Here is a 24,433-nt window from a genome sequence, read left to right on the forward strand (position 1 = left end):
CCCTTTTTTTGTGGAAATTAACGAATGAAAATTGTAGACGTGGCGGTTGGCGTCATTAAACGGGATAATCTAATCTTTATTAGTAAGCGAGCTGACGATTTGCATCAAGGAGGGTTATGGGAGTTTCCTGGCGGCAAGATTGAAGCAAACGAAACCGTTGCCCAAGCCACAGCGCGCGAGTTACATGAAGAGGTTGGTATCGATGTTGTTTCGCAGTCTGAATTTATGTTAATTGAACATGATTACGGAGATAAACAAGTTCGTTTACATATTCAATTAGTTGAACAATTTAGCAATGAGCCCTGCGGAAAAGAAGGTCAACTAACTCAGTGGGTGGCTATCGATAGCCTTGCTAGCTTGACCTTTCCGGCAGCGAATCAAGCCATTATAGCGAAGCTTGAATCCGACTTTTAAGCTTATCTGCATAGTCTTTTTGTTTTATAACAGTTGCTAATTCTTGGTTGATTGAGCGAATTAAAATGATTAATTCTCTGTGTTCCTTGGATTTGCTTTTGAGCAACTGATCAATTTGCGAAAGTTGATTCAAGCAACAGTCTTTCACATCCTCGTTATATTGTTTGCCAAGGAATTCGACTAATTGCGCCGTGTCATTCCCTCTGGCGCTGAACGGTTGGTTTTTGGCTTCTTCAATCTGTTTACGTAATTCAGATGTGCGATCAACCACTTGATTGAGTAGAGATTTGGCTCTTTCTACCAGGTTTGGTTCCAACGCTTGAATTACCCCTTCGAGCTCAGTTAATTTTTCATCTTGATAATGGGTAATATTATTTTTTGCATAAACCTGGCGAGCATCGCGCAACCCTTGGTTGGCAATAATTAAGGTATCTAGATTTGCCATAGGGGCATTTCTGACTTCAGGGGTTAATAACAACAAGGCTTTATCGAGGGGGATTTGTGCTTGCGTAACAGTTGCTTCTCGGTACAACATTGCATCCGTTTTGGCTGGCTCTTGCTGGCAGCCCACTAATATTTGCAAACAACACAGCAAAACCACATTACACCAGATCGTTTTAACCACTCTACAGCCTTAAAAAATGAACAGTTTTAATTGCAAGGGAGTATAGCAAAGGGCCTAGGCAACTAATACAACTCAAATGAAGTGATCAGGTGAACTGCAGGCAGCCTAAGTCAAAGGTTATCCGTGGGCATAGGTCTTTTGTGGATTACTACGTACGGGCTGTTTCACCGAGCATACTTTGTTACGCCCGCTATTTTTGGCCTCATACAAAGCTGCATCTGCACTGTCGATAAGTTGTGTCAAATTAGATTTACCCGTATCTGCGCTTATCCCAAAACTAGCGGTAATTTGAATCACTTTTTTATCTGCAACAAAGATATGTTTGGCGATAACTGTTCGCGCCCTGTCTGCGATGTGATTAGCAATCGTAATATCCGCTGCAGGGAGCAGAATAACGAACTCTTCTCCGCCCCATCTAGCGACAATATCAATATCCCTTAGAAAAGACTGAAGTAAAGTGGCGACTTCGCACAATGCCTTATCACCAGCGCTATGACCGTAAGTATCGTTTATATCCTTAAAGTGATCTAAATCCACCATTATCACAGCAATGGATTTATTCATTCTGGCTACTTTTTCATAGTGCCAAGCTAAATGTGCCCTATTGGGAAGCTGAGTTAATGGATCTCTTTGATGGCGTTTTGCAAATTCACCTTGTAACGACTTGCCAATTAACCAAATAATCAAAATTGCAGTAAAGATTGCGATAATGATGTAAACGGTTTGAATTATAAAGTCTTCAGTTGCAGCAATCTGCCGAACTTTTAAAGGGTTAATTAAAAACATTTTCCAATTTAATGACTCGAAATCTGCCTCTGCAATGAGCAAGTCATCTCCTGCTACTTCAACAAGATAATTGTTGTAGTGGTTGATATTATTTCGTTTAGAAATAAATGGGGCATACCAAGGCAGTTGATTTAGCTGCAAGATGCGCTTGCCGTCAGCTACCAAGTTTGTGTCAGAAGACAGTACAATGTTGTCATTGTGATCAACAAAAACAAAATCGTAACCATATTGCCTTTTAAAATCGTCGAAGGCATTGATGAAAGTAGTTAATTTTTTGTTTAGCCCTATGAACCCAAGAAACTCACCTTCGTCATTATGTACTTTTACATCATAATAAATGCGTATATCTTGGCGATTGCCTAATATGCCGACGATTTTATGCTTGGTTTTTTTGGCGCGAAAATACCATTCAACTTTATTTTCATCCAAAGCCAATGATGGACCATCGGAATTATATTGAGTTCGGTTGCTTTCGTTGGCAACAAAAAACTCCATTTTGAATTCTTCCGATAAATCTTTGAGCTTCTGTTCAATTGCGATTTGATCGATAACTGTGTCATTCATCAACGTTTTCAGGCTTGATGCCCGCGCTATTGTTTCAGCGATAAACAAAGGTTTTACGATTTCTTCTGAGACTAAATTGAAGGCAGGGGTAAGGCTCTCTTGCTCCAATAGACTTTGTGTTTCTACTGACTTCAAAAGTGAAATAATTGCGCTTAGGGCCACTGCAAAAATGAATGCAACTATGGCAACTATAACTTTATTCTTGAAGTATCTTCGCCATTTTTGGACCATTACTTAAACCTATATTTACTGAGCGTAGGACTTTAACAAACCAGCCAATAAACACCATTCAACTTTAGTATAAAAATTAGGCGGAAAAAATACTAAGAAATCTCTTTGCGGTTACGTTTAGAGGCTAAAGGTCGTGCTAAATCAGGGGCTTGTTATCGGCCAATATAATTTAGACTCAGGGGCTTAATCCGTAACTAGGAGGGAGGATTGTGCTTTATTGTCCATTTTTACACGGTAAATGTTATTATACAGAAGCTGCAACCATAGAAGAGATGAATAAAGAGGTAATATTTCGTCTTTAAGTATATTTACTTAGCTTTGGTTACCTTAATTTACCTTAAACATTTAGACTAAGAAGATTATGGCCAAATCCAACATTTCCAAATTACTGGATAAACATGACAACTTGATTCATTCCGAGATGATGAAAGTAGTTTCTCATGTACAACGCAAAGATGAAGACTGGATCATGAATACAGTGATGGTTGAAGGACAAGACGTGCCTTTTAAATTTCGTCGTAAGAAACAGTACAAAAACCTCAATGGTTGTCAGGTGAATCTTACTTATTACCCAATAGTTGAAACTGTTGCGGGAATAGAATTTGAAGCGATGAAAGTGGTTAGAATCAAAATAGCTTAGGAATTTTGGCGATGGCTGAGCACAATGCAATGCTCAATGGGTTAGTTCTTCATCGACGACAATATCGGGAAACCAGTTTTCTTGTAGATTTTTTCACTAAGCAACAGGGGCGTATCTCTGCCGTGTGCCGCGGAGTCAGAGGCGGTAAAAGCGCCAAGTCGAATGAAAAAAAGAGTCTTCTACAGCCATTCCAACCCCTGAGCCTAACGTTCAGTGGAAGGCATGAATTGAAAAACCTTGCACAAATTGAAGGAAATGGCAGAGCTTTTTTGTTGCAAGGTGCAGTATTATTTTCCGCAATGTATTTGAATGAACTGCTTAATCGAGTATTGCCAAAAGAAGTGTCATATCCTGAAGTGTTTGACCTTTATATGGCCAGCCTGCTTCGCCTTGCTAACAATGAATCAATTGAAGTTGTATTACGGGAATTTGAAATCAGTCTTATTCACAATATTGGTTACGGATTCGATTGGCAATCTGATTGTCATTCTGGCGACAAATTAGAACCCAATGGCTATTATAGTTTCATTAGTGATCGCGGTTTTTATCGTCTTAATCAGGTGGAGCAAACCGCTAATTGTTTTCTAGGAACAGATTTAGAAAATGTTGCTAGTTTTCAGTGGGACAAACAAAGTTTACTAGTTGCCAAGCGTGTTACACGGATGGCTTTTAAACCTATTATCGGTGATAAACCGTTAAAAAGCAGAGAGTTATTTATTAAATTGGAGCGAACTGAATGAGTGATATCTTCTTGGGTGTGAATATTGATCACATCGCCACATTGCGAAATGCGCGAGGAACCCAATACCCTGATCCTGTGCATGCCGCCGATATTGCAGAGCGCGCAGGCGCTGATGGGATCACAGTTCACTTGCGTGAAGACCGCCGGCACATTAAAGATCGCGATGTGAGACTGCTTCGAGAAACCATCAATACTCGCTTAAATTTAGAGATGGCAGTGACCGAAGAAATGCTCGCGATAGCTATCCAGACTAAACCTGAGTTTTGTTGCTTGGTGCCTGAAAAAAGACAGGAGCTTACCACTGAAGGTGGTTTAGATGTTGCGGGTAATCTCAGTAAATTAACAGAGGCTTGTTCGCGATTGGGCGAACAAAATATCCAAGTGTCGCTATTTATCGATGCGCAAAAGAATCAAATCGATGCTGCGCTAAAAGCGGGCGCGCCGTACATTGAAATACATACAGGTCAATATGCCGAGGCAACTACCGAAGCTCAAATGTTAGTAGAGTTGGAAAAGCTTAAAACTGGGATAAGTTACGCCCATTCTTTGGGATTAAAGGTTAACGCCGGTCACGGTTTGCATTATCACAACGTCAAACCGATTGCTGCATTGGATGAAATTATTGAATTGAATATAGGCCATGCGATTATTGCCCGTGCTGCGTTTGATGGATTAGCCACTGCGGTTGCCGATATGAAACGACTGATGTTAGAGGCGAGGGCATAAGTTGGCCGTTTTAGGTCTGGGTACAGACATTATAGAAATAGTGCGATTAGAGAAACAACTTGAAAAATCAGATCGATTGCCTTTACGTATTTTAACGTCCACTGAAATGCAGATTTATCGTGAACACCCTTATCCTTCACGATATTTAGCGAAGCGATTTGCCGCTAAAGAAGCGGCAGTTAAAGCCTTAGGTACGGGGATTGGGAATGGTGTGGGTTGGCAACAAATCGAAATTACCAGTGGTGAGTTGGGTGAACCTATAATTCGCTTTAGTGGACACTTTGCAAAATTGTGTGAGCAGCGTGGTATTGATAATGCCTTGGTGTCTATTTCAGATGAGCAGCACTATGCAATGGCCACAGTGATTTTGGAGCAGAGTAAATAACCATGGTTAACTTCTATTCACCGAAAAAGAACAAAAGTAGTGATGCTTCCAAGAGTCAGTTGATTGGTCGGCGTGTTATCGTGACGATTTCTCACTTAGATCATTTGGCCCAAGGTGTTAGTGCAGATCACGACCCGCTTATTTTTATCGAAGGTGTTTTACCTGGCGAAACCGTCGAAGTTGAAATAACAGAAGATCGTGGCAAAGTCTGTAATGCTCGTTTACTCAACATTCTTCAGCCATCGGAATTTAGACAGCTTCCTTTTTGTGAACATGTTGATGTCTGTGGTGGATGCCAAACCCAACATTGCCAAACCGATGCGATGTTGCAATTTAAGCAAGCCGCGATACAAAACCTAATCTTACACACCGCGTTGGATACTAATCAATCTGCGCCACCGGCGAAAAGGGTGCTTAGCAAAGCCACTCGCGGAGGCAAAAATAAAAAGATGCGCAAGTTCAGCGATAAACAATCCAATTTAGATTGGCAAGCTGCACTTCACTCTAGTCCAACGGGGTATCGACGTAAAACACGGTTGTCTGTCGATGCGAGAAATGCAGATGCGTTAAAGCTTGGTTTTCGAACCAAAGGCAGTAATAAAATATTTAGCTTGCAACAATGTCCTGTGCTTAACCAACAACTTGAGCAGTTGATTGAGCCATTACAACAAATGTTCGCTAAGTTGCAAACACCTTCAAATATAGGTCATGTTAGTCTGCTAAACGCTGATAATGGTGTACAAGTTTGTATCCGCACGATTCACTCCTTGAGTCACCAAGATTGTGCGTTATGTGCTGAGTTTGCTGAAAAATATGGTCTACAGTTAATTTTAGAAGATAAGCAAAACAGACAAGAGTTTGTTACCCAGCCCGATAAGCAGTTGGCTTATGAAATTAATCCTAAGTTGAGTCTGCAGATCCACAATGATGATTTTGTGCAGGTAAATCCGCAGGTTAATCAGAACATGATCAAGCAAGCAATGGATTGGCTAGAGTTAGACAAATCTGACGCTGTTTTGGATTTATTTTGTGGAATTGGTAATTTTAGCCTGCCCATTGCGGCTCAATGCGACCGTTTAGTTGGTGTCGAAGGTGTACCTAAAATGGTGCAAAGAGCCCAACATAATGCAACTATCAACAAACTCAATAATTGTCATTTCATTCATTCTGATTTGAATAGCACAAAATTATCTGAGCATGAGCAAATTAAAACCTGCAATAAAGTGTTACTTGATCCTGCCCGAGAAGGTGCACTGGCTGTTGTTAAACAGCTAGCTACTTTAAAGCCATCTCATATTCTTTATGTGTCCTGCAATCCTGCCACTTTCGCCCGTGATGCAGCACAATTAATTGAAAAAAATTATAGACTCGATAAATTATGTGTAATGGATATGTTTCCACAAACTGCACACACTGAATTGATGGCATTATTTGTGCCTCTGAATAAACGAAAGTAACTCTACTGGGCTATTATTATGGTTTCTATCCGAACAGTTCATCAACCAGAACGACCTACATTTGATAAATGGCTTGATTGCCTGAACCTGTCGGAGAGCACCAAACAAAAACTACGAGACACATCTGAATCACCGGAAATCTTGCTTGTCGGCCAAGAAATGGTGGAAATTCTGCATGAATTAAATATGGATGATGAAACGCTTCAAGCGTCTTTAGTGTATCCATATTGTGAAGTGCATGGTTTAGATGATGATCAAATCGAAGAAGAGTTTGGCAAGGGCGTGCGTCATTTAATCAGTGGTGTACGTCGTATGGATGCGATTAAAACCTTGCATAGCCGTAGCAGTAAAAAGGCTGATGAAGCGCAAATAGACAATATCCGGCGCATGTTGTTAGCCATGGTCGAAGATGTTCGCACGGTATTAATCAAATTAGCTGAGCGAATTTGTACGCTACAGAAAATGAAAAAAGCGGATGAAGAAACCCGTGTTATTGTTGCGCGTGAATGTTCAACTATCTACGCTCCCCTTGCTAATCGGTTAGGAATTGGTCAACTGAAGTGGGAGATAGAGGATCTATCGTTTCGTTATTTACACCCAGAAACATACAAACAAATTGCTAAATTATTAGATGAAAAGCGTACCGACAGACAACAATATATCGAAGAGTTTGTTACCAATTTACAAACTGAAATGGATAATGCCAATATAAAAGTTAAAGTCTACGGCCGACCAAAACACATTTATAGTATATGGAAGAAAATGCAGAAAAAGCATTTGTCTTTTGAGCAACTGTTTGACATTCGAGCGGTCCGAATCATCGCTGAAAGACTGCAGGATTGTTATAGCGCTTTGGGTATCGTCCATTCACTGTTTAAACATATTCCGAATGAATTCGATGATTATATTGCCACTCCCAAACCTAATGGATATCAATCAATACATACAGTTGTTAATGGTCCTGAAGGACGTCCGGTTGAAATACAGATTCGTACTGAGCAAATGCATCAGGATGCGGAGCTAGGGATTGCCGCCCATTGGAAGTATAAAGAAGGGGTCAGTTCAGAGCGCTCAGCTTACGAAGATAAAATTAATTGGTTGCGTAAAATTCTGCTGTGGCAAGAAGAAGTCGCAGAATCAGGCGATTTGGTGGAGGAGTTACGCAGTCAGGTTTTCGACGACAGGGTTTATGTCTTTACCCCTAAGGGCGATGTTATTGATTTGCCGCTGGGTTCAACTCCATTAGATTTTGCTTATTACATCCATAGTAATGTAGGTCACCGCTGTAATGGTGCCAAAGTAAATGGCCGTATTGTTACCTTTACTTATCAATTGCAAACTGGCGATCAGGTTGAAGTATTGACGGGTAAGAATTTAAATCCTAGTCGTGATTGGATGCACCCTAGTTTGGGTTACGTGCATTCCTCAAGGGCACGAGCAAAAATTCATACTTGGTTTAAAAAACAAGACAAAGAGAAAAACCTACTAGCTGGAAAAGAACTGCTAGATCGTGAACTCTCCAAAGCTAATTTGGTTTTGAAAGATGCCGCTAAGGCGTGTGAACGATTCAATGTGAATCAGGTTGAGGATTTATACGCTGCCATTGGTGGTGGTGATCTGCGCATTATGCAGGTGGTTAATTATTTACAACAATTAGATGCGCCGCCACCGGAAATCGATCCTCGCGTTAAAACCACCCAAAGTAAACCTGCAAAAGGTACCACGGATACCATAGTCGTGGAGGGGGTTGGGAATCTCATGAGTCAAATTGCTAAGTGTTGTCAGCCTTTACCGGGTGATTCAATACAAGGCTATATCACTATGGGACGAGGTATTAGCGTGCATCGAGAAAATTGTGATCAGCTAAGCCACTTATTGGACCAACATCCAGAACGGGAAATAGAAGTAAACTGGGCGAATGATTTAAGAGGCAGCTTCCTAACCGACTTAGATGTTCACACTTCCGACCGCGATGGCATTTTACGAGATATTACTACTGTGTTGGCGAACGACAAGGTCACTTTGTTGGGGGTTAACAGCTTAAGTAACACTAAAGACCAAACAGCTAAAATCAAGATATCTCTGGAAGTTAAAGATCTTGCTAGTTTGTCTAGAACCATTGCCAGATTGCAACAAGTTAAAGGAGTCACTGATGTCGTCAGGCTCGACAAGTGAGTCAGGTGGACTGAGCCATTATCCACAAGTAGAGCGCTTGCTTAGCATCATGGCACGCCTGCGTGATCCTGAAAATGGTTGTCCGTGGGACAAACAGCAAAGTTTTGAAACTATAGTGCCTTTTACCATCGAAGAAGCCTATGAAGTTGCTGATGCAATAGAACATGGCAGCATGCAGGATATTCAAGATGAACTAGGTGATTTGTTATTTCAAGTTGTGTTTTATGCACAATTGGGGAAAGAGCAGCAAGCGTTTGATTTTGAAGGGATAGCGCAAACAATCTGCGATAAGCTTATACGTCGTCACCCCCATGTATTTGCCGAGCAAAAACAGACTTCAGTAGAACAAGTAAGCCTGACTTGGGATGCGATCAAACAGCAGGAACGAGTACAAAAGGGGATTCATCCACAAGCCAGTATTTTGGATAATATTCCAATCGGAATGTCGCCATTGATGCGAGCGCAAAAAATCCAAAAAGAGTGTGCCAAAGTGGGATTTGATTGGCCTGATGTTGCTCCTGTGGTTGATAAAGTGGAAGAAGAGATCGCTGAGGTAATGGAAGAGGTGAAGCAAGATCCCCAGGATCATCAACGTATTGAAGAAGAAATGGGCGATTTGTTGTTTGCGGTGGTGAATCTATCTAGACATTTAAAGGTGAACCCTGAAACAGCACTTAGAAAAGCCAATCGAAAATTTGCTGGGCGCTTTGCCAAAGTAGAGCAACATTTTGCTGCACAAAAAACCGAGCTCAGTGATGCTACCCTAAGCCAGATGGAAGCCATCTGGCAAAAGGTTAAACATTTAGAAGGTTAGTTTTCGCGCGCCTAAACCAGCAAGTAATAGCAGTAGCAACCAAGTCATAGAACCACCCCCTCCAGAACTACTATCAGTTGGAGTCGTTGGGTTGCTAACTGGCGTTGTCGGAGTGAATACAAAGTTACGCACTTTCCCTTGGTCGTCGCCTTCTGAAACACTCAAGTCTTTGCGATAGGATATTTCTATTAAGTGATTACCTTCAGCAAGCGATATGCTCTGAGTCGTAAAATCCACTTCACCGGAAATAAATTCTTGTTCTTCACCATTTACCAGCAGATAAAGAGCGTCAAAAGGCTCTGTTGGTTCATCTTCGTTTTCTTCTGATGAAACTGCCCACTCAAAATTCAATGTGCCTTCGCCTTCAATCAGGGCGATCAAAATACTCTCTTGATTACTTGAAATATTGCCACTTACAATACCTCCCAAAGAGCTACTTCGCCAAGCCGCGTCGCCACCACTGTATATCGTCACTGCTGCGTTTGCTGTGCCTATTGAACTAGCCAAATTAGTAGCTTGGTCAACCGCATAACCTTGAATACTAATATTGCTAGTGGGAATATCTTGTACATCAGATGTAATCGAAATTGTAGCTGACTTAAGCCCTTGAGATTGTGCATTAAAGGTGAGCAAAAGCTGACAGCTCTGTTGTGCCGTTAAGCTCGTGCATTGACTGCTATCGATACTAAAGTCGTTGCTATTAGACAGGCTAATAGTTGGCATAATCGTACTGTTCGAATTATTAGTCACTGTATATTGCTGTACAAAATTTACGTTGACTGGTGTGTTGGTGATCTTCGCTTCTCCTGTAATACCAACGCCATAGCGAGTGGCGTTAATGAAGCCGAGCAAAGCGCCGACTCTGGCATATACACCAGGATAACCTTCAGCTGCACAGCCTATGCCCCAGCTGGTGATACCCACTTGCATGGGGCCTGAACTCGTTTCAACAAACAAAGGCCCGCCACTATCGCCTTGACAGGCACTTGCTCCACCTGAATCCAGTGCTGCACATATCATTTGCTCGGTAATACCAGTAGCTGATTGACTTACCCCTTGTGAATTAGCTAATTCACTGCGACATTGGGTATTGGTGAGCAGGGGAAGTTCCACTTCTTGCAGTATATCTGGGAAGTTGCCAGTAGGTCCCTCGTTCGGCAGGTAACCGGTGCGGCCACCCCAACCAATAGATGTCGCAATCGTATTCTCGATAGCGAGTTGGTCTGTGGTGCTTGAGTCTGCAAGTTGAATAGCCGTGTTTTCAAGACTCTGCTCTAATTCTATCAGCGCCACATCGTTATCGAAGGTTTCTGAATCATAATTAGGATGGGAATAAATCCGCTTAATGGCTAATGCTTGATCTGCACCATCTCTGAGATCGTATTCACCAACGTTAACTCTGTATTGATCTGCAAATTCAGAGTCTACACAATGGGCTGCGGTTAATACCCATTGCTCACCTAAAAATGTTGCTCCGCAAACGACATCTTGAACCGAACCTTGCAAAGTCGTAACAGCAATGCTGGCGGTGGCATTTTCTAATTGGATGAGTGCTTGTCCGTCTTCTTGAGTAATACCCACAATTGGGATGCTGCCATTGAAGTCGTCGCCCAGTGTTCCTGATTCTAAGGGCCCATCGACGTTGTTATAGATAATCGCGCCAATTCCACCACCGGATTCACAATTGAGCGCTTTTTCGGAAAAATTAATTTCACCACGTTCGATTAAACAAATATTATTTGTTACGCCTTGGCATTGTGCATCGCCGATACCACAGTCAACTATAATACCCGTCGCTTCACCGTCTGGTCCAAACCCGAATGGATCAGATTGATAAGCAGTATTATTTACCGTAACCGTAGTTTCCACTTCTGTACCCACTACCACTAATGCCGACATAAAGGGATACTCTCCCTCATCAGCAGATGAGCCTCCAACAATCAGAGGGGTAATAGCCGAGTCTTTTTTTTCGCTACTTTGCTGTTTGCTCAACGCTATTTGCTCTGAACGTAAACTGGTAGCAGAGGCTAAGTTAAATTGTATGGCTGTAACAACCAACAAAAACCACTTAATATACTTCATCTAACTGACTCCAATAGAAAATTGTATTCGTGCATACGCATAACAGACAAATGATATCCCAGACAGTGCGCGTTATGACCATAAAAATGACCTATGGTTTACATTGTTGGGCAATATATCTCAAACAAGGTTAATTAACTAATTTAGTGTTTTCAGGTATCTCAACTTGATACGGCTGTAATAAATACCAATATTTTCGCTGCAACTTGCCTTTACAATGGATCAAGTTAGATGAATAGAATATGAATTGATTGGCTTAATTGCCTAAAAAACTTGCAATATACTCTCGCGTTTTATGAAAACTTCTGTATAATTCGCGCCCTGCCCAGTTACGCCCACTTTGGGAAAGTGGAAGAATCAATCGACTCGAAGGGGTCAATATGTTGATTTAAGAGGTTTTCTGGATTGTTGAATATAAGATGTTAAACATCGGATATTTGGCTAGAGCAGAAAATTAACCAGTAACAATTTATATATTTCGGGTATTTTAAAATGAAAACTTTTGTTGCAAAACCAGAGACGGTAAAACGCGACTGGTATGTGGTTGACGCCGCAGACAAAACACTAGGCCGTTTGGCCACAGAGATCGCGATACGTTTACGCGGTAAGCATAAGCCAGAGTACACACCTCATGTTGACACTGGTGATTACATTATCGTAATCAATGCTGAAAAAGTAACTGTTACTGGCCGTAAGGCACAGAACAAAATCTATTATTCCTACACTGGTTACCCAGGTGGATTGAAAGATACAACATTTGAGAAACTTCAAGCTCACAAGCCTGAAATGATCATTGAGAAAGCGGTAAAAGGTATGTTGCCTAAAGGTCCTCTTGGACGTGCTATGTTCCGCAAAATGAAAGTGTACGCTGGTACTGAGCATTCACATGCTGCTCAACAGCCTCAAGTTCTAGACATTTAAGGAGCGAGAAAAATGGCAGATACTCAATACTACGGCACTGGCCGTCGCAAAAGCTCTACCGCTCGTGTTTTTCTACGTCCAGGTAGTGGCAACATTGTAGTTAACAAACGTCCTTTGGATGTTTTCTTTGGTCGTGAAACAGCACGCATGGTTGTTCGTCAGCCACTTGAGCTAGTTGAAATGACTGATAAATTTGACCTATACGTCACCGTAGCCGGTGGTGGTATTAGTGGTCAAGCTGGCGCAATCCGTCACGGTATTACTCGTGCTTTGATGGAATATGACGAAACACTTCGTCCAGCTCTTCGTAAAGCCGGGTTCGTAACTCGTGATGCACGTAAAGTTGAACGTAAGAAAGTGGGTCTTCATAAAGCGCGTAAGCGTCCTCAATACTCAAAACGTTAATTTTTACGTTACGAATATTTCAAAAAACCCAGCAACGCTGGGTTTTTTATTGTTAAAAATTTGATGTTTTTATGTCTATTAAATTTGATTGAGTTGTCCTAAGACAAATTAATCCCACAAAACATAGGTTTATTTACTTAATTCCTTGTCTTTATTAGGGGTTTTCTTTTATCATTTCATGTTAATAGATAAATTCAACAAAACCGTAATTTCTTGTGACAGTTAGCTGCTAGCAAATCGCTATCGGAACCAACTAGTTATGTTCAAGAAGTATCACTAAATCCGAACTTGGAGAAGAGTGGATGAGCAATGTGTCTGTCGATACAAATGATTCGTCAAAGAATGACAATCAGCCCCAAGACAACCCTAGACGCCGATTCCTCACTGTAGCTACATCAGTGGTGGGTGCAGCAGGCGTTGCAGGTGTCGCAGTACCTTTTATTGGTTCTTGGAACCCGAGTGAAAGGGCGAAAGCCGCTGGAGCTGATGTGCAAATTGACATTGGTAAAATTCAGCCGGGGCAAATGATCCGTGTTATCTGGAGAAGTAAACCAGTTTGGGTTGTAAGGCGGACGCCAGAACTGCTAGCTTCATTGGCAAAACACGAAGATATACTCAAAGATCCAGATTCTGAGCAAGAGCAACAACCTGCTTTTGCTAAAAATCGTTACCGTTCTCTGAAGGAAGAGTACCTAATCTTAGTGGGTATTTGTACGCATCTTGGATGCTCTCCTCAGCATTTGACTGACGGCGCATTTGCCGAATACGTCGAAGGCGTAGACGAGGGATTCTTCTGCCCTTGTCATGGTTCCAAATTTGATATGGCTGGCCGCGTGTTTGATGGTGTACCTGCACCACTGAATTTGGTTGTTCCGCCTTATCAGTATGTTGATGATAATACCGTTATTATCGGTTCAGAAGCCGAGGGGGCAGCATAAGATGTTTAAAAGTCTTTTAGATTGGATTGAATATCGTATTCCGATGATGCGCGTTGCTAACATGCACGCGATTCAATACCCTGCACCAAAAAATATGAATTTTTGGTATATATTTGGCTTCTTGGCCACAATTGTACTGATAAACCAAATTGTCACCGGTGTGTGGCTAACCATGAATTTTGTACCTTCATCTGAAGGTGCTTTTGCTTCTGTAGAATACATCATGCGTGATGTGCCTTACGGAGACGTACTTAGATACATGCACTCTACAGGGGCTTCGGCTTTCTTTATCGTGGTGTATTTGCACATGTTCCGCGGAATGATGTACGGCTCTTACCAAAAGCCTCGTGAACTACTGTGGTTGTTTGGTATGTTCATTTACCTTGCGCTAATGGCTGAAGCCTTCATGGGTTACGTACTTCCTTGGGGACAAATGTCCTACTGGGGTGCGCAGGTAATTGTATCCTTGTTTAGTGCAATCCCTGTAATTGGTCCAGACTTAGTTGAATGGATTCAAGGGGACTACGTTATCTCTGGTGCTACCCTCAATAGATTCTTCGCCTTGCATGTTATTGCATTGCCACTGGTCATCGTCATTCTAGTGTTCTTACACATAGTTGCGTTGCATGAAGTAGGTTCAAATAACCCTGATGGCGTTGAAGTTAAGCGCAAAAAAGGTTCATTGACTGAAGATCAAAAAACCAAATTTGAAATGCACGAATACTACACTAAAAAATACGACATCATTGATGACGTCGTACCTTTCTTCCCACATATTGTGTTGAAAGACATGGTTGCATTTGCTGCATTCTTATTTATCTTCTGTTACATCATGTTCTTCGCGCCTGGAATGGGTGGGTACTTCCTAGAACATCCTAACTTTGAAATTGCTAACCCGTTGAAAACTCCTGAACATATTTTCCCTGTTTGGTATTTCACACCCTTCTACGCAATCTTAAAAGCCGTTCCTGATAAGCTCGGTGGTGTTATCGGTATGTTCGCTGCAATCATTGCTTTGTTCTTACTACCTTGGATTGACCGCGGTAAAGTGAAATCTTGGCGTTATCGTTGTGGTTTACATCGCTGGAATCTATTGGTATTTGCAGCCGTGTTTATCTTCTTAGGTTACTTAGGTGGTACACCACAAGAAAATTGGAAAATAATTGCGTCTCGAATCGCAACTATCATGTACTTTGGATTCTTCGTTTTAATGTTTATTTACAGCAGAAATGAGAATACTAAGCCGGTACCAGAGAGGATCACGAAATGAAAAAGTTTGTATTAGTGTTAACTTTATTGTTTTCGGGACTTGCTGGTGCAGCCGGTGGTGGAATCGAAAACGACCATATAGATATTGATTTGAACGACAAAGCAGCATTACAAAATGGAGCTAAGTTGTTCAATAACTACTGCTTAGGTTGTCATAACATGCAGTACCAACGTTATGAGCGCAGTTTCAAAGATTTAGGGATTCCTAATGAATTGGGACAGGAATATTTGCAGTTCACCGGTGAAAAAGTATCTGACCATATAAAAAGTGCTATTCCTGCTGAGAATGCCGCTAAATGGTTTGGCGCTCCACCACCTGACCTGACGCTAGTAGCGCGGGTGAGAGGTGCCGACTGGTTGTATACTTATTTGCGTACTTTCTACGTAGACGAAAGCAAAACCTTTGGGGTTAACAATAAGCGTTTCCCTGATGTAGGTATGCCTCACGTATTGCAAGAATTGCAAGGTACACCGCGTGAAACCCATGAAGAACGAATGATCGACGGTGAAATGAAAGAAGTTTACGTTGGCATTAAAACTGATGGTAATGGCGAGCTTAACGCTGAAGAATACGATAAGGCTGTGGGTGACTTAGTCCATTACCTTGTCTATGTTGGTGAGCCTGGTCGTTTGAATCTTGAAGCGACTGGTAGATGGGTTCTTGCCTTCATCGTTGTGTTGTTTATCTTTGTTTACTTACTTAAGAAAGAATATTGGCGTGATGTTCACTAATTCACCCAAAATTAAGGTATAATCCGAAAAGGGGCGAGTCTGCCCCTTTTTTTAATGAGTCTAATACCTTGGCGGTGTTAGGCAGCCAATCAATTTTGTGGTTTAAAACAAAGAATTGGTTGACCTGTTTTGTTGATTCTGGAGGATAGTTAATGGCTGTAGCCGCGAATAAACGTTCAATCATGACGTTGTTCTCAGACACAAGTGATATTTACAGTCACCAAGTGCGTATTGTACTTGCGGAAAAAGGAGTGGGTGTTGAAATCAGCTATACTGATCCAACCAACCTTCCTGAAGATTTACTTGATTTAAATCCCTATGGCACAGTGCCTACGCTGGTCGATAGAGAACTTGTTTTGTACAAGTCCCATATTATTATGGAATACTTGGATGAGCGTTTCCCACATCCTCCTCTTATGCCAGTTTATCCTGTTTCTCGCGGCCAAAGTCGTTTGATGATGCACCGTATAGAACAAGATTGGTATTCAGTAGCTGAAAAGATTCTTTCTGGTAAAGGTGATTTGGATGCAGCACGCAACGAATTGCGCGAAGCGTTACTTAGCCTAGCTCCATTATTTGCTGAAACTCCATTCTTTATGAGCGAAGAGTTTAGTTTGGTTGACTGTTACTTAGCTCCGCTATTGTGGAGGTTGCCTGCACTTGGTATCGAATTAACCGGTGCTGGCAGTAAAGAAGTATTAGCCTATATGAATCGCATATTTGCTCGTAGCTCCTTTAAAGCTTCGTTGACTGATCAAGAAAGAGAGATACACGATCCACTATAAGTGGTTTAGGTAGCATATTATGATGACTTCAAATCAACCGTATTTGTTAAGAGCATTTTACGAATGGATCGTAGACAACGACTTAACACCTTATTTAGTTGTTGATGCAACTGTTCCTGGTACTAACGTGCCACAGGAGCATGTGCATGATGGACAAATTGTTCTTAATGTATCACCAGGTGCATGTGTTAAATTAAATCTCGGTGATGCAGATGTTAGTTTTGAAGCTCGCTTTGGTGGTGTTGCACGGCAATTAGTCGTGCCCACTCATGCTGTTTTGGCTATATATGCTAAAGAAAATGGTGCTGGTACAGTATTTACTCCTGAAGAAAATTTAACTGATGGAGATAAAGGCGGAGTCGCTTCTAAACCTAAAGCGACACCTAAGCCTGAGAGAAAAGGACCACCCAATTTAACGGTTGTTAAATAATCAATAAGAGGCGCTGTTTAGCGCCTTTTTTGTCATTTAGTAAAATTAATCAGTTCAACATTTCTAGGAAAGGTATACATGCGTTATTGGCTCATTTTGGTAACTATTTTGATTACCGGTTGTGAAAATGATGGAGTAGCAGATGACTCCATGTGGCAAATTTGTGATACCTATAAAGATATCTGTGATAACACTCATTCCGGAGCCTTGTGTTCAATACCTCGCAGTGAAGTCATTCGAGATCTAGCGCGTCAACGTGAGCAACTTAGCTCTATCAATACTTATGTTGCCCTCAAAACCTTAGATGCGTATCGTAGTTGTCTGGAGGATGCTTTTGTTTCTGAAGCGGTGAGAAATAAAGATGACAAACAATCACAAATCATAACCATCAGAAAGATTCCCGAAATACAGAAGGAATTAATTGCCAGTACTCGCGCTATAGCTCGTCCTGAAGTCAATCTATGGTTATGGACAAACTCTCAGAATGACGACAACTGGGAGTCTATGGTAAATGGCTTTGAGACAGCTAAAGACGTTCACGTAGATGTTTATGTTGCGTTGATGACCCGATACGCTAAATACAACAAAGAACAAGGTCTAGAGTATGCTCGTCAAGCACTCAAAAAGGCAGACGTAATTAAAGATATTCAGCCGTCAGTATATGAATTTTATGTTGGCTACTATCTGGATAAAAATGAACTAGAGAAGGCCGCTATTTGGCAAGGTCTATACAGTGCTTTAGACAAAAGTAAAGCTGAAGTGAACGCGCATTATTTTAAATTATTTGAAAAAATGTCACCGTCTCAAATACGCGTTGCTCAGAGCAAAGTGAATGATTTATTATTCGACGCTAAATGGTTATATAAAGATATGGACTCGTTTCCCAAAAACTTACAGTGAGTAACCTTACACAGCGGTTCCCGAGTCCAATCTAAAAAGATACCTATTTGTATTCAAATGCTTTGATGACTCGGGCGACACCATTTACGTTTCTGGCCACTTCAACCGCGATATCCGCTTCGTTGCTATCGACTAAGCCCATTAAAAACACTTCAGAGTCTTCAACTTCGACAATGATATTTAATCCATCCACACGTTTATCGCCAATCAGGGCGGTTTTCACCTTGCTGGCTAACCAAGTGTCATTTGCTATCACTGTGGCGGGTATAGGCTCAGCAACGCGCATTTGATTATGAATTTTACGCAAATTCTCAACAGTTTGTGCGGTTGTAGAAATCTCTGCTTTGATTGATTCTGTTGGTGCTTGTCCTACCAATAAAGCGATGCCATTGAATACTGTTATGTCGATTTTGGCAGAATCTAAATTCGAATTATTAGAAAACTTGGATGCTAACCGTGCCGTGGCGGTTTTGTCATCTATTTGCGTGCCCAAAGTGCGTCTGTCATGGGCTGCTGAAGCTGCGCCCACACCTGCACCGACTACCAGCGCTGCACAGCCCTGCATAAACAATGAGGCGACAACCATTAGAATCAGTAAACGGGAAGACTTAGTAAACATTTAGTTACTCCGCACCTTGCTCAGGAAACAAACTGTCATCAATACACTCACATAGATTGTGTATCACCAATAAGTGTACTTCTTGGATGCGAGCGGTACGACTAGATGGAACACGAATTTCGACATCATTTGGACCAAGTAATCCGGCCATTTCACCACCGTCTTTACCGGTTAGGGCTACTATGGTCATATCTCGACTCAACGCGGCTTCCATCGCATTGATGACATTTCTTGAATTACCACTGGTGGAAATTGCTAGTAAAATATCACCGGCTTGACCAAGGGCGCGAACTTGCTTGGAGAAGACTTCGTCATAACTGTAATCATTGGCGATAGAAGTGATGGTTGAAGAATCTGTGGTTAATGCCATTGCTGGTAAACTTGGGCGGTCGCGTTCATAGCGGTTGAGAAGTTCAGATGAGAAGTGCTGTGCGTCTCCTGCTGAACCACCATTACCACAGGATAATATTTTATTGCCGTGAATTAATGCATCAACCATCATTTGCGACGCTTTAAAAATAGACTCTGGAAGTACTTCTCCTGCTGCGATTTTAGTCTGGATACTTTCAGTGAAATTAGCTTTTATTTGTTCAATCATGACAATCTCAATAGTGTTTTAAATAGAATTTCAATGGCGTTTCTTTCAGACCGACTTAAACCATTGGATTTGATCCCCGTCAATCGCAACTAAATCGATTCGATGCGCTACCATTGCGGGGTTTAGACGGTGAAAGTGCATAAAATGTTTCACTGCCTGCGTAAATTTTTTTCGTTTAGCAGCATGAAAATATTCCGCTGCCGTACCGTAGTCAGATCGACTCCGAAATTTCACTTCAACAAATACCCATTCTTGGTCATCTTGCATCACCAAATCTATTTCACCTGTGCGGCAGTGATAATTACTTTGGAAAAATCGGAGTCCGTTTTCTTCCAAGTATTGGCGAGCTCGATTTTCAGACAGTAGCCCTGTTGTTCTGGAAAAGCGCTGCTTAATCCATTGCAAGCAAAATAACCTCGCTTTCGGTAATCTTTCCAAATGGCAGTACACGAATAATATTGCCATTTTGGTCTACTGAAAGGGTTCCTGTCAGGCCTTTAATAGAAACTTGCGGTAATGCTTTTAAACCGGGTAAGAAAGGTACCAGAGTATACGCATCATAACCTAATGCAAATAAACGTTTTAACGTGTCGTCTTGTTTAGGCCAAATTTCAGCAACTTCATTTTTAAGTGACTGGTGCTCGCCATCAGGCAACATCCAAGGCATGTCAGTAAATGTGATATTACGCAGATCTCGTAAGGTATTATTACTGAAGTTCTGACTATAACTCCGTGATGAAGCATATACGGGCACAGCTTTATCATTAAATGGACTTAAACTTGTTTCAACAATAGGGTTGAGTAATTCGGTTTGTTCTGGAGATGCAAATAATACTATGGCATCAACATCTCGACGGTTTCGTGGTACCGAATATATCTTCTCGCTTGTGATACTTTCCAACTGATCAATGCGGGTTTTACTTTGGGAAACATCCAGCAAAGAGGTTAAGCTGGTTCGCATACTTTTATTATCGGTAAAAGTCGCTAATCCCGGTGACACATCATTGTCTTCGGTTAAAATTTGCCAAGTTTGCAGAAACGTATTGGCCATTCGCATAGGGGCACCGCTTTGCTGGGTTACCACTATTGGACTTACCGCTCCAGTTTTGAATACTTTGTTGGCCAGTTGCACCGCCTCATCTTCTGGTGATAATGCAAAGTAAATTCGAATCCCAGGAGGGGCTGCTTGCTCAGCTAGCGCTAATTTCTGATTTTCATCGATGGGCTGTGTATCTATTATTCCAGGTTCTGCGACTAAGTTTGTTTCGTCTAATCGGTTCAAGCCAATTATATTCAGTTCTGGAGGAGCAAGCTGACTGAACTCAGCCAATTTATCTTTTACTAGAGGACCGATAACCACATCATAATCAGAAACTTCTGCCACTAATTCTGACATTGGTTTACTTTCTATATCGAAAAAGTGTAGCGCTGGAAAAGCATCCTGAGAATCACTTGAAACAGATTTCTGTTTTAAATAGTAGGCGGCTAAGAGGCCTTGTTTTATGGCTTCTCCTTGTTGCGATAACCTGCCTGAAAGCGGCAGTAAGACTGCAATTTTTTGCATTTGTAATTGACTGATCTGCATGGCTTGCTGTATTTCACCAGGCAAATTAAGGCTTAACGGGTGAGCTTGAAAACGTGTTTGCCATTCGGCTACGGCAGTTTGTAATTGCCCTTGTTGCAGACCAAAACGTTTAACAATCAAACTCAGTTGTAACCAAGCAGACAAATCTGCATGTTTGCGCAGTGCATTCTCTAACTCTTGTTCATTCAATCTTTGCAGCAGATACCATATATCTTCACTTTGCTGTTGTTCTGTCGGTTCAATTTGATTCAAGGATAGTGCCGCATTTAGCCATTGTTTTAAATGCACAAACTGCGCATATTGGATACGAAGAGCGCGGTTCTTATGACTAATATCTTGATTTATTTGGCCTTGCAGTTTTGCGATTTTTTGCCAGTCAGTAGCGGGCTTAGATAACTCACATTCCGCTAAAATTATTTGACTTTGATTGCGTAGGGCTGGGTCAGTAAATTCACGGATAGATAAATGTACAATTTTTTCACTTTGCAGACATGCGCCTTGCTGTTTATAAGATTCTGCGGCACGGATTATCCATTGATTACGCAGATGTTGGTCTCCGGTATTGGCATAAACACGTTTAGCTTCATCTAAATAAAAGATAGGATCTTGCGGTAGCGTGTTTTGTTCATCTTGTTTAACCAGATCTGTTGACTGATTATTGCTCGCCGTATCGTTCTTCACAGGTGTTGAACCACAACCAATTAATGCCGTGATCGCACTGCAAGCAAATAGCCATTTTAACTTACCCATCGATACTCTCAAAATTTTCCAACCCATTTACCTTTAGGTAGTTTAAAATGCCTAATGACGTAAAACAATCAAAGGCTGATTATAAGTGGTAAAAACTGGCACATTGTTCATTGTTTCAACACCAATTGGAAATTTGGATGATATTACGCACCGCGCAATCAAAGTATTAAATGAAGTGGATTTAATTGCCGCCGAAGATACTCGACATAGTCAAAAGCTGTTGCAGCATTGGGGAGTGAAGACCCGAATGACAGCAGTTCATGATCATAACGAAAAACAAATTTCTAATCGCTTGATAGAACAGTTGAAAGAAGGACTGAATGTCGCGTTGATTTCAGATGCAGGCACACCTTTAATTAGTGATCCTGGATATAACTTAGTCAATCGCTGTAGAGAGCAAGAGGTGACAGTAGTGCCTATCCCAGGCGTTTGTGCGGCTATTGCTGCCTTAAGTGCATCTGGGCTTCCCACAGATCAGTTTCTATTTTACGGATTTTTGCCTGTAAAGCAGGTCGCTAAACATAGCGTACTAGAACGTCTCAATAGCGAAACAGCAACCACTGTTTTTTACGAATCTCCCCGTCGTATTGCAGATACAGTAAAAGCTATAATTGAAGTCTTGGGTGAGGATCGTAAATTATCCATCGCCAAAGAAATCACTAAAACCTTCGAAACATTTTATTCTGCAAGTGCCGTTGAGGTCTTGGCGTGGCTTTTAGAAGATGCTAACCATCAGCGCGGAGAATTTGTGTTGATGGTTGCAGGCGCACCGAAAAACGATAACGAATTGCCAAGTGAAAGTTTGCAGCTGCTCAAAATCTTATTGCAAGATTTACCCTTAAAAAAGGCAGCAGCGCTTACAGCTCAGCATTTCGGTGTTAAAAAGAATGCACTTTATCAGTACGGTTTAACCTTGAATGAGTAAAGTGAAGGCGTTTTTTCCAACGCTAATAATCATTTTCCTTGGGACTTATTTTTCCTTATCTAATAGTGTCTATGGACAGTCAGAGACCCAGTTAGAAAAACCTGCTGGAAACGAGCAAGGCGCTTGGTACGCTGATAGTCGCGGGATTATGGGCACCAACATCCATACCGAAATTTTGGCCGCCTCCCCAGAGCTAGGACATGCAGCTGTGGATGCGGTAATGCAAGAAATGCAGCGTATAAATCAATTAATGAGCCCTTATATCGACAGCAGCGAATTGTCGAAAGTGAACCGCTTAGCGGCGAACACCCCAGTAACTGTTTCTAAAGAAATGTTTGAATTATTGCAGTTATCTTATGGGCTTTCAGAGGAAACTGATGGGGCGTTTGACATTACTTTCGCCAGCGTGGGTTATTTGTATAACTATCGGCAAAAACAACGGCCCGACGCGCAGACAATAAAAACCTTGTTGGATGCTATTAATTTTCGTCACTTGCAGCTAGACCCACATAAACAAACTGTTAAGTTTGCGCACCCTAAAGTCAAAATAGATTTGGGGGGGATTGCCAAGGGCCACGCAGTTGATAATGCATTATCTATTTTAAAAAATATGGGTATTGAGCATGCTTTAGTAACAGCCGGCGGCGATACGGGGCTGCTAGGCGATCGCAATGGCCGTCCTTGGAAAGTGGGTATTCGTGACCCTCGAAATCGGCAAAAACAAGCAGTGGTTTTGCCTCTTGAAAATATCGCAATGTCCACCTCTGGTGATTATGAAAGATATTTTGAAGAGGATGGGAAACGCTATCATCACATTCTTTCTCCGCAAAGTGGGGAATCCATCTATGAAGTGCAGAGTGTGACTATCATAGGCCCCAGAAGCACGTTGAACGATGGTTTATCCACCGCTGTGTTTGTATTAGGCGTCAAAAAAGGCATAGATTTAATCAATCACACTCGCGGCTATGAAGCGATTATTTTAGATAATCAGCGACGTCTACATTATTCCCAATCATTTGAAGCCGTTAATGTTGCGAATTGATTCTGGGGTTTTTCTAGTCGTACTAGGTACTATTTTATTCTCCAGCAAAGCAATTATGATCAAATACCTCTATCAGCTGGGTATAGGTCCATTGGAGCTGCAAACACTGCGCATGTTGTTTGTCTTACCGTTTTATTTACTTATCCTAATGTGGTCGTTAAAACAAACGGGGTGGGGAACACTCAGTGCTAAGGAATTATTAGCTTGCTGTGCCGCGGGCGTTGCTTGTTATCATTTAGGCAGTTATTTTGATTTGCTGGGATTGCAATATATTACCGCCGGGTTAGAAAGAATCATTCTATTTTGTTATCCCGCAGTGGCCATCTTATTTGGTTGGTGGTTTTTAAATGAAAAGCCGGTCACTAAAATTTGGTTAGCATTAATCTTATCTTATGCTGGAATTTTGGTGTTTTTCTATGCCGACCTCTCGTTTGGTGGAGAAAACATTTACTGGGGTAGCTTTCTGGTTTTTCTTGCGAGTATTTTAACTGCTTGGTACTTAGTGGCTACCCAGCGTTTTTCTCGACAGATTGGTAGTCAGCGCTTTGTTTGCCTGGCTATGATATCTGCTTGTATTACACTGCTCATACATTCTTATGCCGCAGGTGTGGGAGATTTGTTGCACTACTCAACTGAGCTCTATATGGGGGGGGTAATTGTGGCGATCTTTATGACCTTGATTCCATCTTTTATGATCAGTGCTGGGGTTAAAAGAATAGGGGCAAGTAAAGCGTCTATCGTTGGCGCAGTGGGGCCTTTATTTACGATTATATTATCTAACCAGCTTTTGGATGAACCTGTCACCTCTTTGCATATCACCGGTTTGGTGTTGGTAATATTAGGAATGCGGCAACTCAAAACCTAATTGCCGCTGGTAATTCCCGTGTTAAAAC

The 24,433-nt window shown here is 41.6% G+C and carries 26 protein-coding genes; 19 read left to right on the top strand and 7 right to left on the bottom strand.

Features of this window, described 5'->3' with window-relative positions:
• Positions 1–24 precede the first annotated feature (24 nt).
• Positions 25–414: an 8-oxo-dGTP diphosphatase MutT gene (gene mutT, locus VUI23_RS04090; protein ID WP_216046929.1), complete on the top strand. Its 390-nt coding sequence runs from the start codon at positions 25–27 to the stop codon at positions 412–414.
• Here the strand turns inward: mutT and VUI23_RS04095 are convergent.
• Positions 386–1,039 (bottom strand): hypothetical protein, encoded by a 654-nt coding sequence (locus tag VUI23_RS04095; RefSeq protein ID WP_342806952.1) that lies wholly within the window; start codon positions 1,037–1,039, stop codon positions 386–388. The genes mutT and VUI23_RS04095 overlap by 29 nt on opposite strands.
• A 117-nt stretch (positions 1,040–1,156) precedes the next feature.
• Positions 1,157–2,620: a sensor domain-containing diguanylate cyclase gene (locus VUI23_RS04100; RefSeq protein WP_342806954.1), complete on the bottom strand. Its 1,464-nt coding sequence runs from the start codon at positions 2,618–2,620 to the stop codon at positions 1,157–1,159.
• A gap of 358 nt (positions 2,621–2,978) precedes the next feature.
• Here VUI23_RS04100 and VUI23_RS04105 point away from each other — a divergent pair, with 358 nt between their 5' ends.
• From VUI23_RS04105 to mazG, 7 genes are read left to right on the top strand one after another with little or no spacing between them, the layout of a single operon-like run.
• On the top strand, positions 2,979–3,260 hold the full coding sequence (locus VUI23_RS04105; protein WP_216046961.1) for a hypothetical protein: 282 nt from the start codon (positions 2,979–2,981) through the stop codon (positions 3,258–3,260).
• A gap of 11 nt (positions 3,261–3,271) precedes the next feature.
• Positions 3,272–4,000, top strand: a complete 729-nt coding sequence (gene recO, locus VUI23_RS04110) for a DNA repair protein RecO (protein WP_252728773.1) — start codon at positions 3,272–3,274, stop codon at positions 3,998–4,000.
• The gene (gene pdxJ / locus VUI23_RS04115) at positions 3,997–4,728 is read left to right on the top strand and encodes a pyridoxine 5'-phosphate synthase (protein WP_216046926.1); all 732 of its coding nucleotides are present in this window, start codon (positions 3,997–3,999) and stop codon (positions 4,726–4,728) included. Before recO ends, pdxJ begins: the two co-directional genes overlap by 4 nt.
• 1 nt (position 4,729) lies before the next feature.
• Entirely contained in the window at positions 4,730–5,113 is a 384-nt protein-coding gene (acpS, locus tag VUI23_RS04120; protein ID WP_216046925.1) for a holo-ACP synthase, read from the top strand.
• A 2-nt stretch (positions 5,114–5,115) separates the two neighbouring features.
• Complete coding sequence (rlmD, locus tag VUI23_RS04125) at positions 5,116–6,570, top strand: 23S rRNA (uracil(1939)-C(5))-methyltransferase RlmD (protein WP_342806956.1); 1,455 nt, start codon at positions 5,116–5,118, stop codon at positions 6,568–6,570.
• Positions 6,571–6,588: 18 nt separating this feature from the next.
• Positions 6,589–8,745, top strand: a complete 2,157-nt coding sequence (relA, locus tag VUI23_RS04130) for a GTP diphosphokinase (RefSeq protein ID WP_342806958.1) — start codon at positions 6,589–6,591, stop codon at positions 8,743–8,745.
• Positions 8,723–9,559, top strand: coding sequence for a nucleoside triphosphate pyrophosphohydrolase (gene mazG / locus VUI23_RS04135; RefSeq protein WP_303500514.1), 837 nt, complete (start codon positions 8,723–8,725; stop codon positions 9,557–9,559). The genes relA and mazG overlap by 23 nt, the downstream gene beginning before the upstream one ends.
• On the opposite strand, the gene VUI23_RS04140 is transcribed toward mazG, so the two are convergent.
• A complete protein-coding gene (locus VUI23_RS04140; protein ID WP_342806960.1) occupies positions 9,548–11,641 on the bottom strand; it encodes a trypsin-like serine protease in 2,094 nt (697 codons plus the stop codon). The two genes, mazG and VUI23_RS04140, sit on opposite strands and share 12 nt — an antisense overlap.
• Positions 11,642–12,133: 492 nt before the next feature.
• On the opposite strand from VUI23_RS04140, the gene rplM reads away from it, so the two are divergent.
• The 8 genes from rplM to VUI23_RS04180 all read left to right on the top strand — a co-directional run bounded on the left by rplM (position 12,134) and on the right by VUI23_RS04180 (position 18,021).
• Complete coding sequence (gene rplM / locus VUI23_RS04145) at positions 12,134–12,562, top strand: 50S ribosomal protein L13 (protein WP_216046920.1); 429 nt, start codon at positions 12,134–12,136, stop codon at positions 12,560–12,562.
• 12 nt (positions 12,563–12,574) lie between these two features.
• Positions 12,575–12,967 carry a 30S ribosomal protein S9 gene (gene rpsI / locus VUI23_RS04150; protein WP_008845414.1) on the top strand — a complete coding sequence of 131 codons (393 nt, stop codon included), beginning with the start codon at positions 12,575–12,577 and terminating at the stop codon, positions 12,965–12,967.
• 302 nt (positions 12,968–13,269) lie between these two features.
• The gene (petA, locus tag VUI23_RS04155) at positions 13,270–13,905 is read left to right on the top strand and encodes a ubiquinol-cytochrome c reductase iron-sulfur subunit (RefSeq protein WP_342806962.1); all 636 of its coding nucleotides are present in this window, start codon (positions 13,270–13,272) and stop codon (positions 13,903–13,905) included.
• Position 13,906: 1 nt separating this feature from the next.
• The gene (locus VUI23_RS04160) at positions 13,907–15,175 is read left to right on the top strand and encodes a cytochrome b N-terminal domain-containing protein (protein ID WP_216046918.1); all 1,269 of its coding nucleotides are present in this window, start codon (positions 13,907–13,909) and stop codon (positions 15,173–15,175) included.
• The gene (locus tag VUI23_RS04165; protein WP_216046917.1) at positions 15,172–15,906 is read left to right on the top strand and encodes a cytochrome c1; all 735 of its coding nucleotides are present in this window, start codon (positions 15,172–15,174) and stop codon (positions 15,904–15,906) included. Before VUI23_RS04160 ends, VUI23_RS04165 begins: the two co-directional genes overlap by 4 nt.
• A gap of 152 nt (positions 15,907–16,058) precedes the next feature.
• Positions 16,059–16,691 carry a stringent starvation protein SspA gene (gene sspA / locus VUI23_RS04170; protein WP_342806964.1) on the top strand — a complete coding sequence of 211 codons (633 nt, stop codon included), beginning with the start codon at positions 16,059–16,061 and terminating at the stop codon, positions 16,689–16,691.
• A 22-nt stretch (positions 16,692–16,713) separates the two neighbouring features.
• Positions 16,714–17,121, top strand: a complete 408-nt coding sequence (locus tag VUI23_RS04175) for a ClpXP protease specificity-enhancing factor (protein ID WP_216046959.1) — start codon at positions 16,714–16,716, stop codon at positions 17,119–17,121.
• 78 nt (positions 17,122–17,199) lie between these two features.
• Positions 17,200–18,021 (top strand): DUF2989 domain-containing protein, encoded by an 822-nt coding sequence (locus VUI23_RS04180; protein WP_342806966.1) that lies wholly within the window; start codon positions 17,200–17,202, stop codon positions 18,019–18,021.
• Between the two features lie 43 nt (positions 18,022–18,064).
• Here the strand turns inward: VUI23_RS04180 and VUI23_RS04185 are convergent, their stop codons facing one another.
• From VUI23_RS04185 to VUI23_RS04200, 4 genes are read right to left on the bottom strand one after another with little or no spacing between them, the layout of a single operon-like run.
• Positions 18,065–18,640, bottom strand: coding sequence for a BON domain-containing protein (locus tag VUI23_RS04185; RefSeq protein ID WP_216046914.1), 576 nt, complete (start codon positions 18,638–18,640; stop codon positions 18,065–18,067).
• Between the two features lie 4 nt (positions 18,641–18,644).
• Entirely contained in the window at positions 18,645–19,238 is a 594-nt protein-coding gene (locus VUI23_RS04190; RefSeq protein ID WP_216046913.1) for a phosphoheptose isomerase, read from the bottom strand.
• 45 nt (positions 19,239–19,283) lie between these two features.
• On the bottom strand, positions 19,284–19,643 hold the full coding sequence (locus VUI23_RS04195) for a YraN family protein (protein WP_252728771.1): 360 nt from the start codon (positions 19,641–19,643) through the stop codon (positions 19,284–19,286).
• The gene (locus tag VUI23_RS04200) at positions 19,630–21,573 is read right to left on the bottom strand and encodes a penicillin-binding protein activator (protein ID WP_342806968.1); all 1,944 of its coding nucleotides are present in this window, start codon (positions 21,571–21,573) and stop codon (positions 19,630–19,632) included. Before VUI23_RS04200 ends, VUI23_RS04195 begins: the two co-directional genes overlap by 14 nt.
• A gap of 85 nt (positions 21,574–21,658) precedes the next feature.
• Here VUI23_RS04200 and rsmI point away from each other — a divergent pair, with 85 nt between their 5' ends.
• Genes rsmI through VUI23_RS04215 form a run of 3 tightly spaced genes read left to right on the top strand, consistent with a single transcriptional unit; the run spans position 21,659 to position 24,405 of the window.
• Complete coding sequence (gene rsmI / locus VUI23_RS04205) at positions 21,659–22,498, top strand: 16S rRNA (cytidine(1402)-2'-O)-methyltransferase (RefSeq protein WP_342806970.1); 840 nt, start codon at positions 21,659–21,661, stop codon at positions 22,496–22,498.
• The gene (locus VUI23_RS04210; RefSeq protein ID WP_342806972.1) at positions 22,491–23,540 is read left to right on the top strand and encodes an FAD:protein FMN transferase; all 1,050 of its coding nucleotides are present in this window, start codon (positions 22,491–22,493) and stop codon (positions 23,538–23,540) included. Before rsmI ends, VUI23_RS04210 begins: the two co-directional genes overlap by 8 nt.
• Entirely contained in the window at positions 23,527–24,405 is an 879-nt protein-coding gene (locus tag VUI23_RS04215) for a DMT family transporter (RefSeq protein ID WP_342806974.1), read from the top strand. Before VUI23_RS04210 ends, VUI23_RS04215 begins: the two co-directional genes overlap by 14 nt.
• The last annotated feature ends 28 nt before the right edge of the window (positions 24,406–24,433 follow it).

It is taken from the genome of Alteromonas sp. M12 (assembly GCF_037478005.1).
GTDB lineage: Bacteria > Pseudomonadota > Gammaproteobacteria > Enterobacterales > Alteromonadaceae > Aliiglaciecola > Aliiglaciecola lipolytica_A.

What these genes read in the sequence shown, in the direction of transcription:
- mutT (WP_216046929.1), top strand. Translation starts at nt 25, where the DNA reads ATGAAAATTGTAGACGTGGCGGTTGGCGTCATTAAACGGGATAATCTA.
- VUI23_RS04100 (WP_342806954.1), bottom strand. Translation starts at nt 2,620, where the DNA reads ATGGTCCAAAAATGGCGAAGATACTTCAAGAATAAAGTTATAGTTGCC.
- recO (WP_252728773.1), top strand. Translation starts at nt 3,272, where the DNA reads ATGGCTGAGCACAATGCAATGCTCAATGGGTTAGTTCTTCATCGACGA.
- pdxJ (WP_216046926.1), top strand. Translation starts at nt 3,997, where the DNA reads ATGAGTGATATCTTCTTGGGTGTGAATATTGATCACATCGCCACATTG.
- rlmD (WP_342806956.1), top strand. Translation starts at nt 5,116, where the DNA reads ATGGTTAACTTCTATTCACCGAAAAAGAACAAAAGTAGTGATGCTTCC.
- relA (WP_342806958.1), top strand. Translation starts at nt 6,589, where the DNA reads ATGGTTTCTATCCGAACAGTTCATCAACCAGAACGACCTACATTTGAT.
- mazG (WP_303500514.1), top strand. Translation starts at nt 8,723, where the DNA reads ATGTCGTCAGGCTCGACAAGTGAGTCAGGTGGACTGAGCCATTATCCA.
- VUI23_RS04140 (WP_342806960.1), bottom strand. Translation starts at nt 11,641, where the DNA reads ATGAAGTATATTAAGTGGTTTTTGTTGGTTGTTACAGCCATACAATTT.
- rplM (WP_216046920.1), top strand. Translation starts at nt 12,134, where the DNA reads ATGAAAACTTTTGTTGCAAAACCAGAGACGGTAAAACGCGACTGGTAT.
- rpsI (WP_008845414.1), top strand. Translation starts at nt 12,575, where the DNA reads ATGGCAGATACTCAATACTACGGCACTGGCCGTCGCAAAAGCTCTACC.
- petA (WP_342806962.1), top strand. Translation starts at nt 13,270, where the DNA reads ATGAGCAATGTGTCTGTCGATACAAATGATTCGTCAAAGAATGACAAT.
- VUI23_RS04160 (WP_216046918.1), top strand. Translation starts at nt 13,907, where the DNA reads ATGTTTAAAAGTCTTTTAGATTGGATTGAATATCGTATTCCGATGATG.
- VUI23_RS04165 (WP_216046917.1), top strand. Translation starts at nt 15,172, where the DNA reads ATGAAAAAGTTTGTATTAGTGTTAACTTTATTGTTTTCGGGACTTGCT.
- sspA (WP_342806964.1), top strand. Translation starts at nt 16,059, where the DNA reads ATGGCTGTAGCCGCGAATAAACGTTCAATCATGACGTTGTTCTCAGAC.
- VUI23_RS04175 (WP_216046959.1), top strand. Translation starts at nt 16,714, where the DNA reads ATGACTTCAAATCAACCGTATTTGTTAAGAGCATTTTACGAATGGATC.
- VUI23_RS04180 (WP_342806966.1), top strand. Translation starts at nt 17,200, where the DNA reads ATGCGTTATTGGCTCATTTTGGTAACTATTTTGATTACCGGTTGTGAA.
- VUI23_RS04185 (WP_216046914.1), bottom strand. Translation starts at nt 18,640, where the DNA reads ATGTTTACTAAGTCTTCCCGTTTACTGATTCTAATGGTTGTCGCCTCA.
- VUI23_RS04190 (WP_216046913.1), bottom strand. Translation starts at nt 19,238, where the DNA reads ATGATTGAACAAATAAAAGCTAATTTCACTGAAAGTATCCAGACTAAA.
- VUI23_RS04200 (WP_342806968.1), bottom strand. Translation starts at nt 21,573, where the DNA reads ATGGGTAAGTTAAAATGGCTATTTGCTTGCAGTGCGATCACGGCATTA.
- VUI23_RS04210 (WP_342806972.1), top strand. Translation starts at nt 22,491, where the DNA reads ATGAGTAAAGTGAAGGCGTTTTTTCCAACGCTAATAATCATTTTCCTT.
- VUI23_RS04215 (WP_342806974.1), top strand. Translation starts at nt 23,527, where the DNA reads ATGTTGCGAATTGATTCTGGGGTTTTTCTAGTCGTACTAGGTACTATT.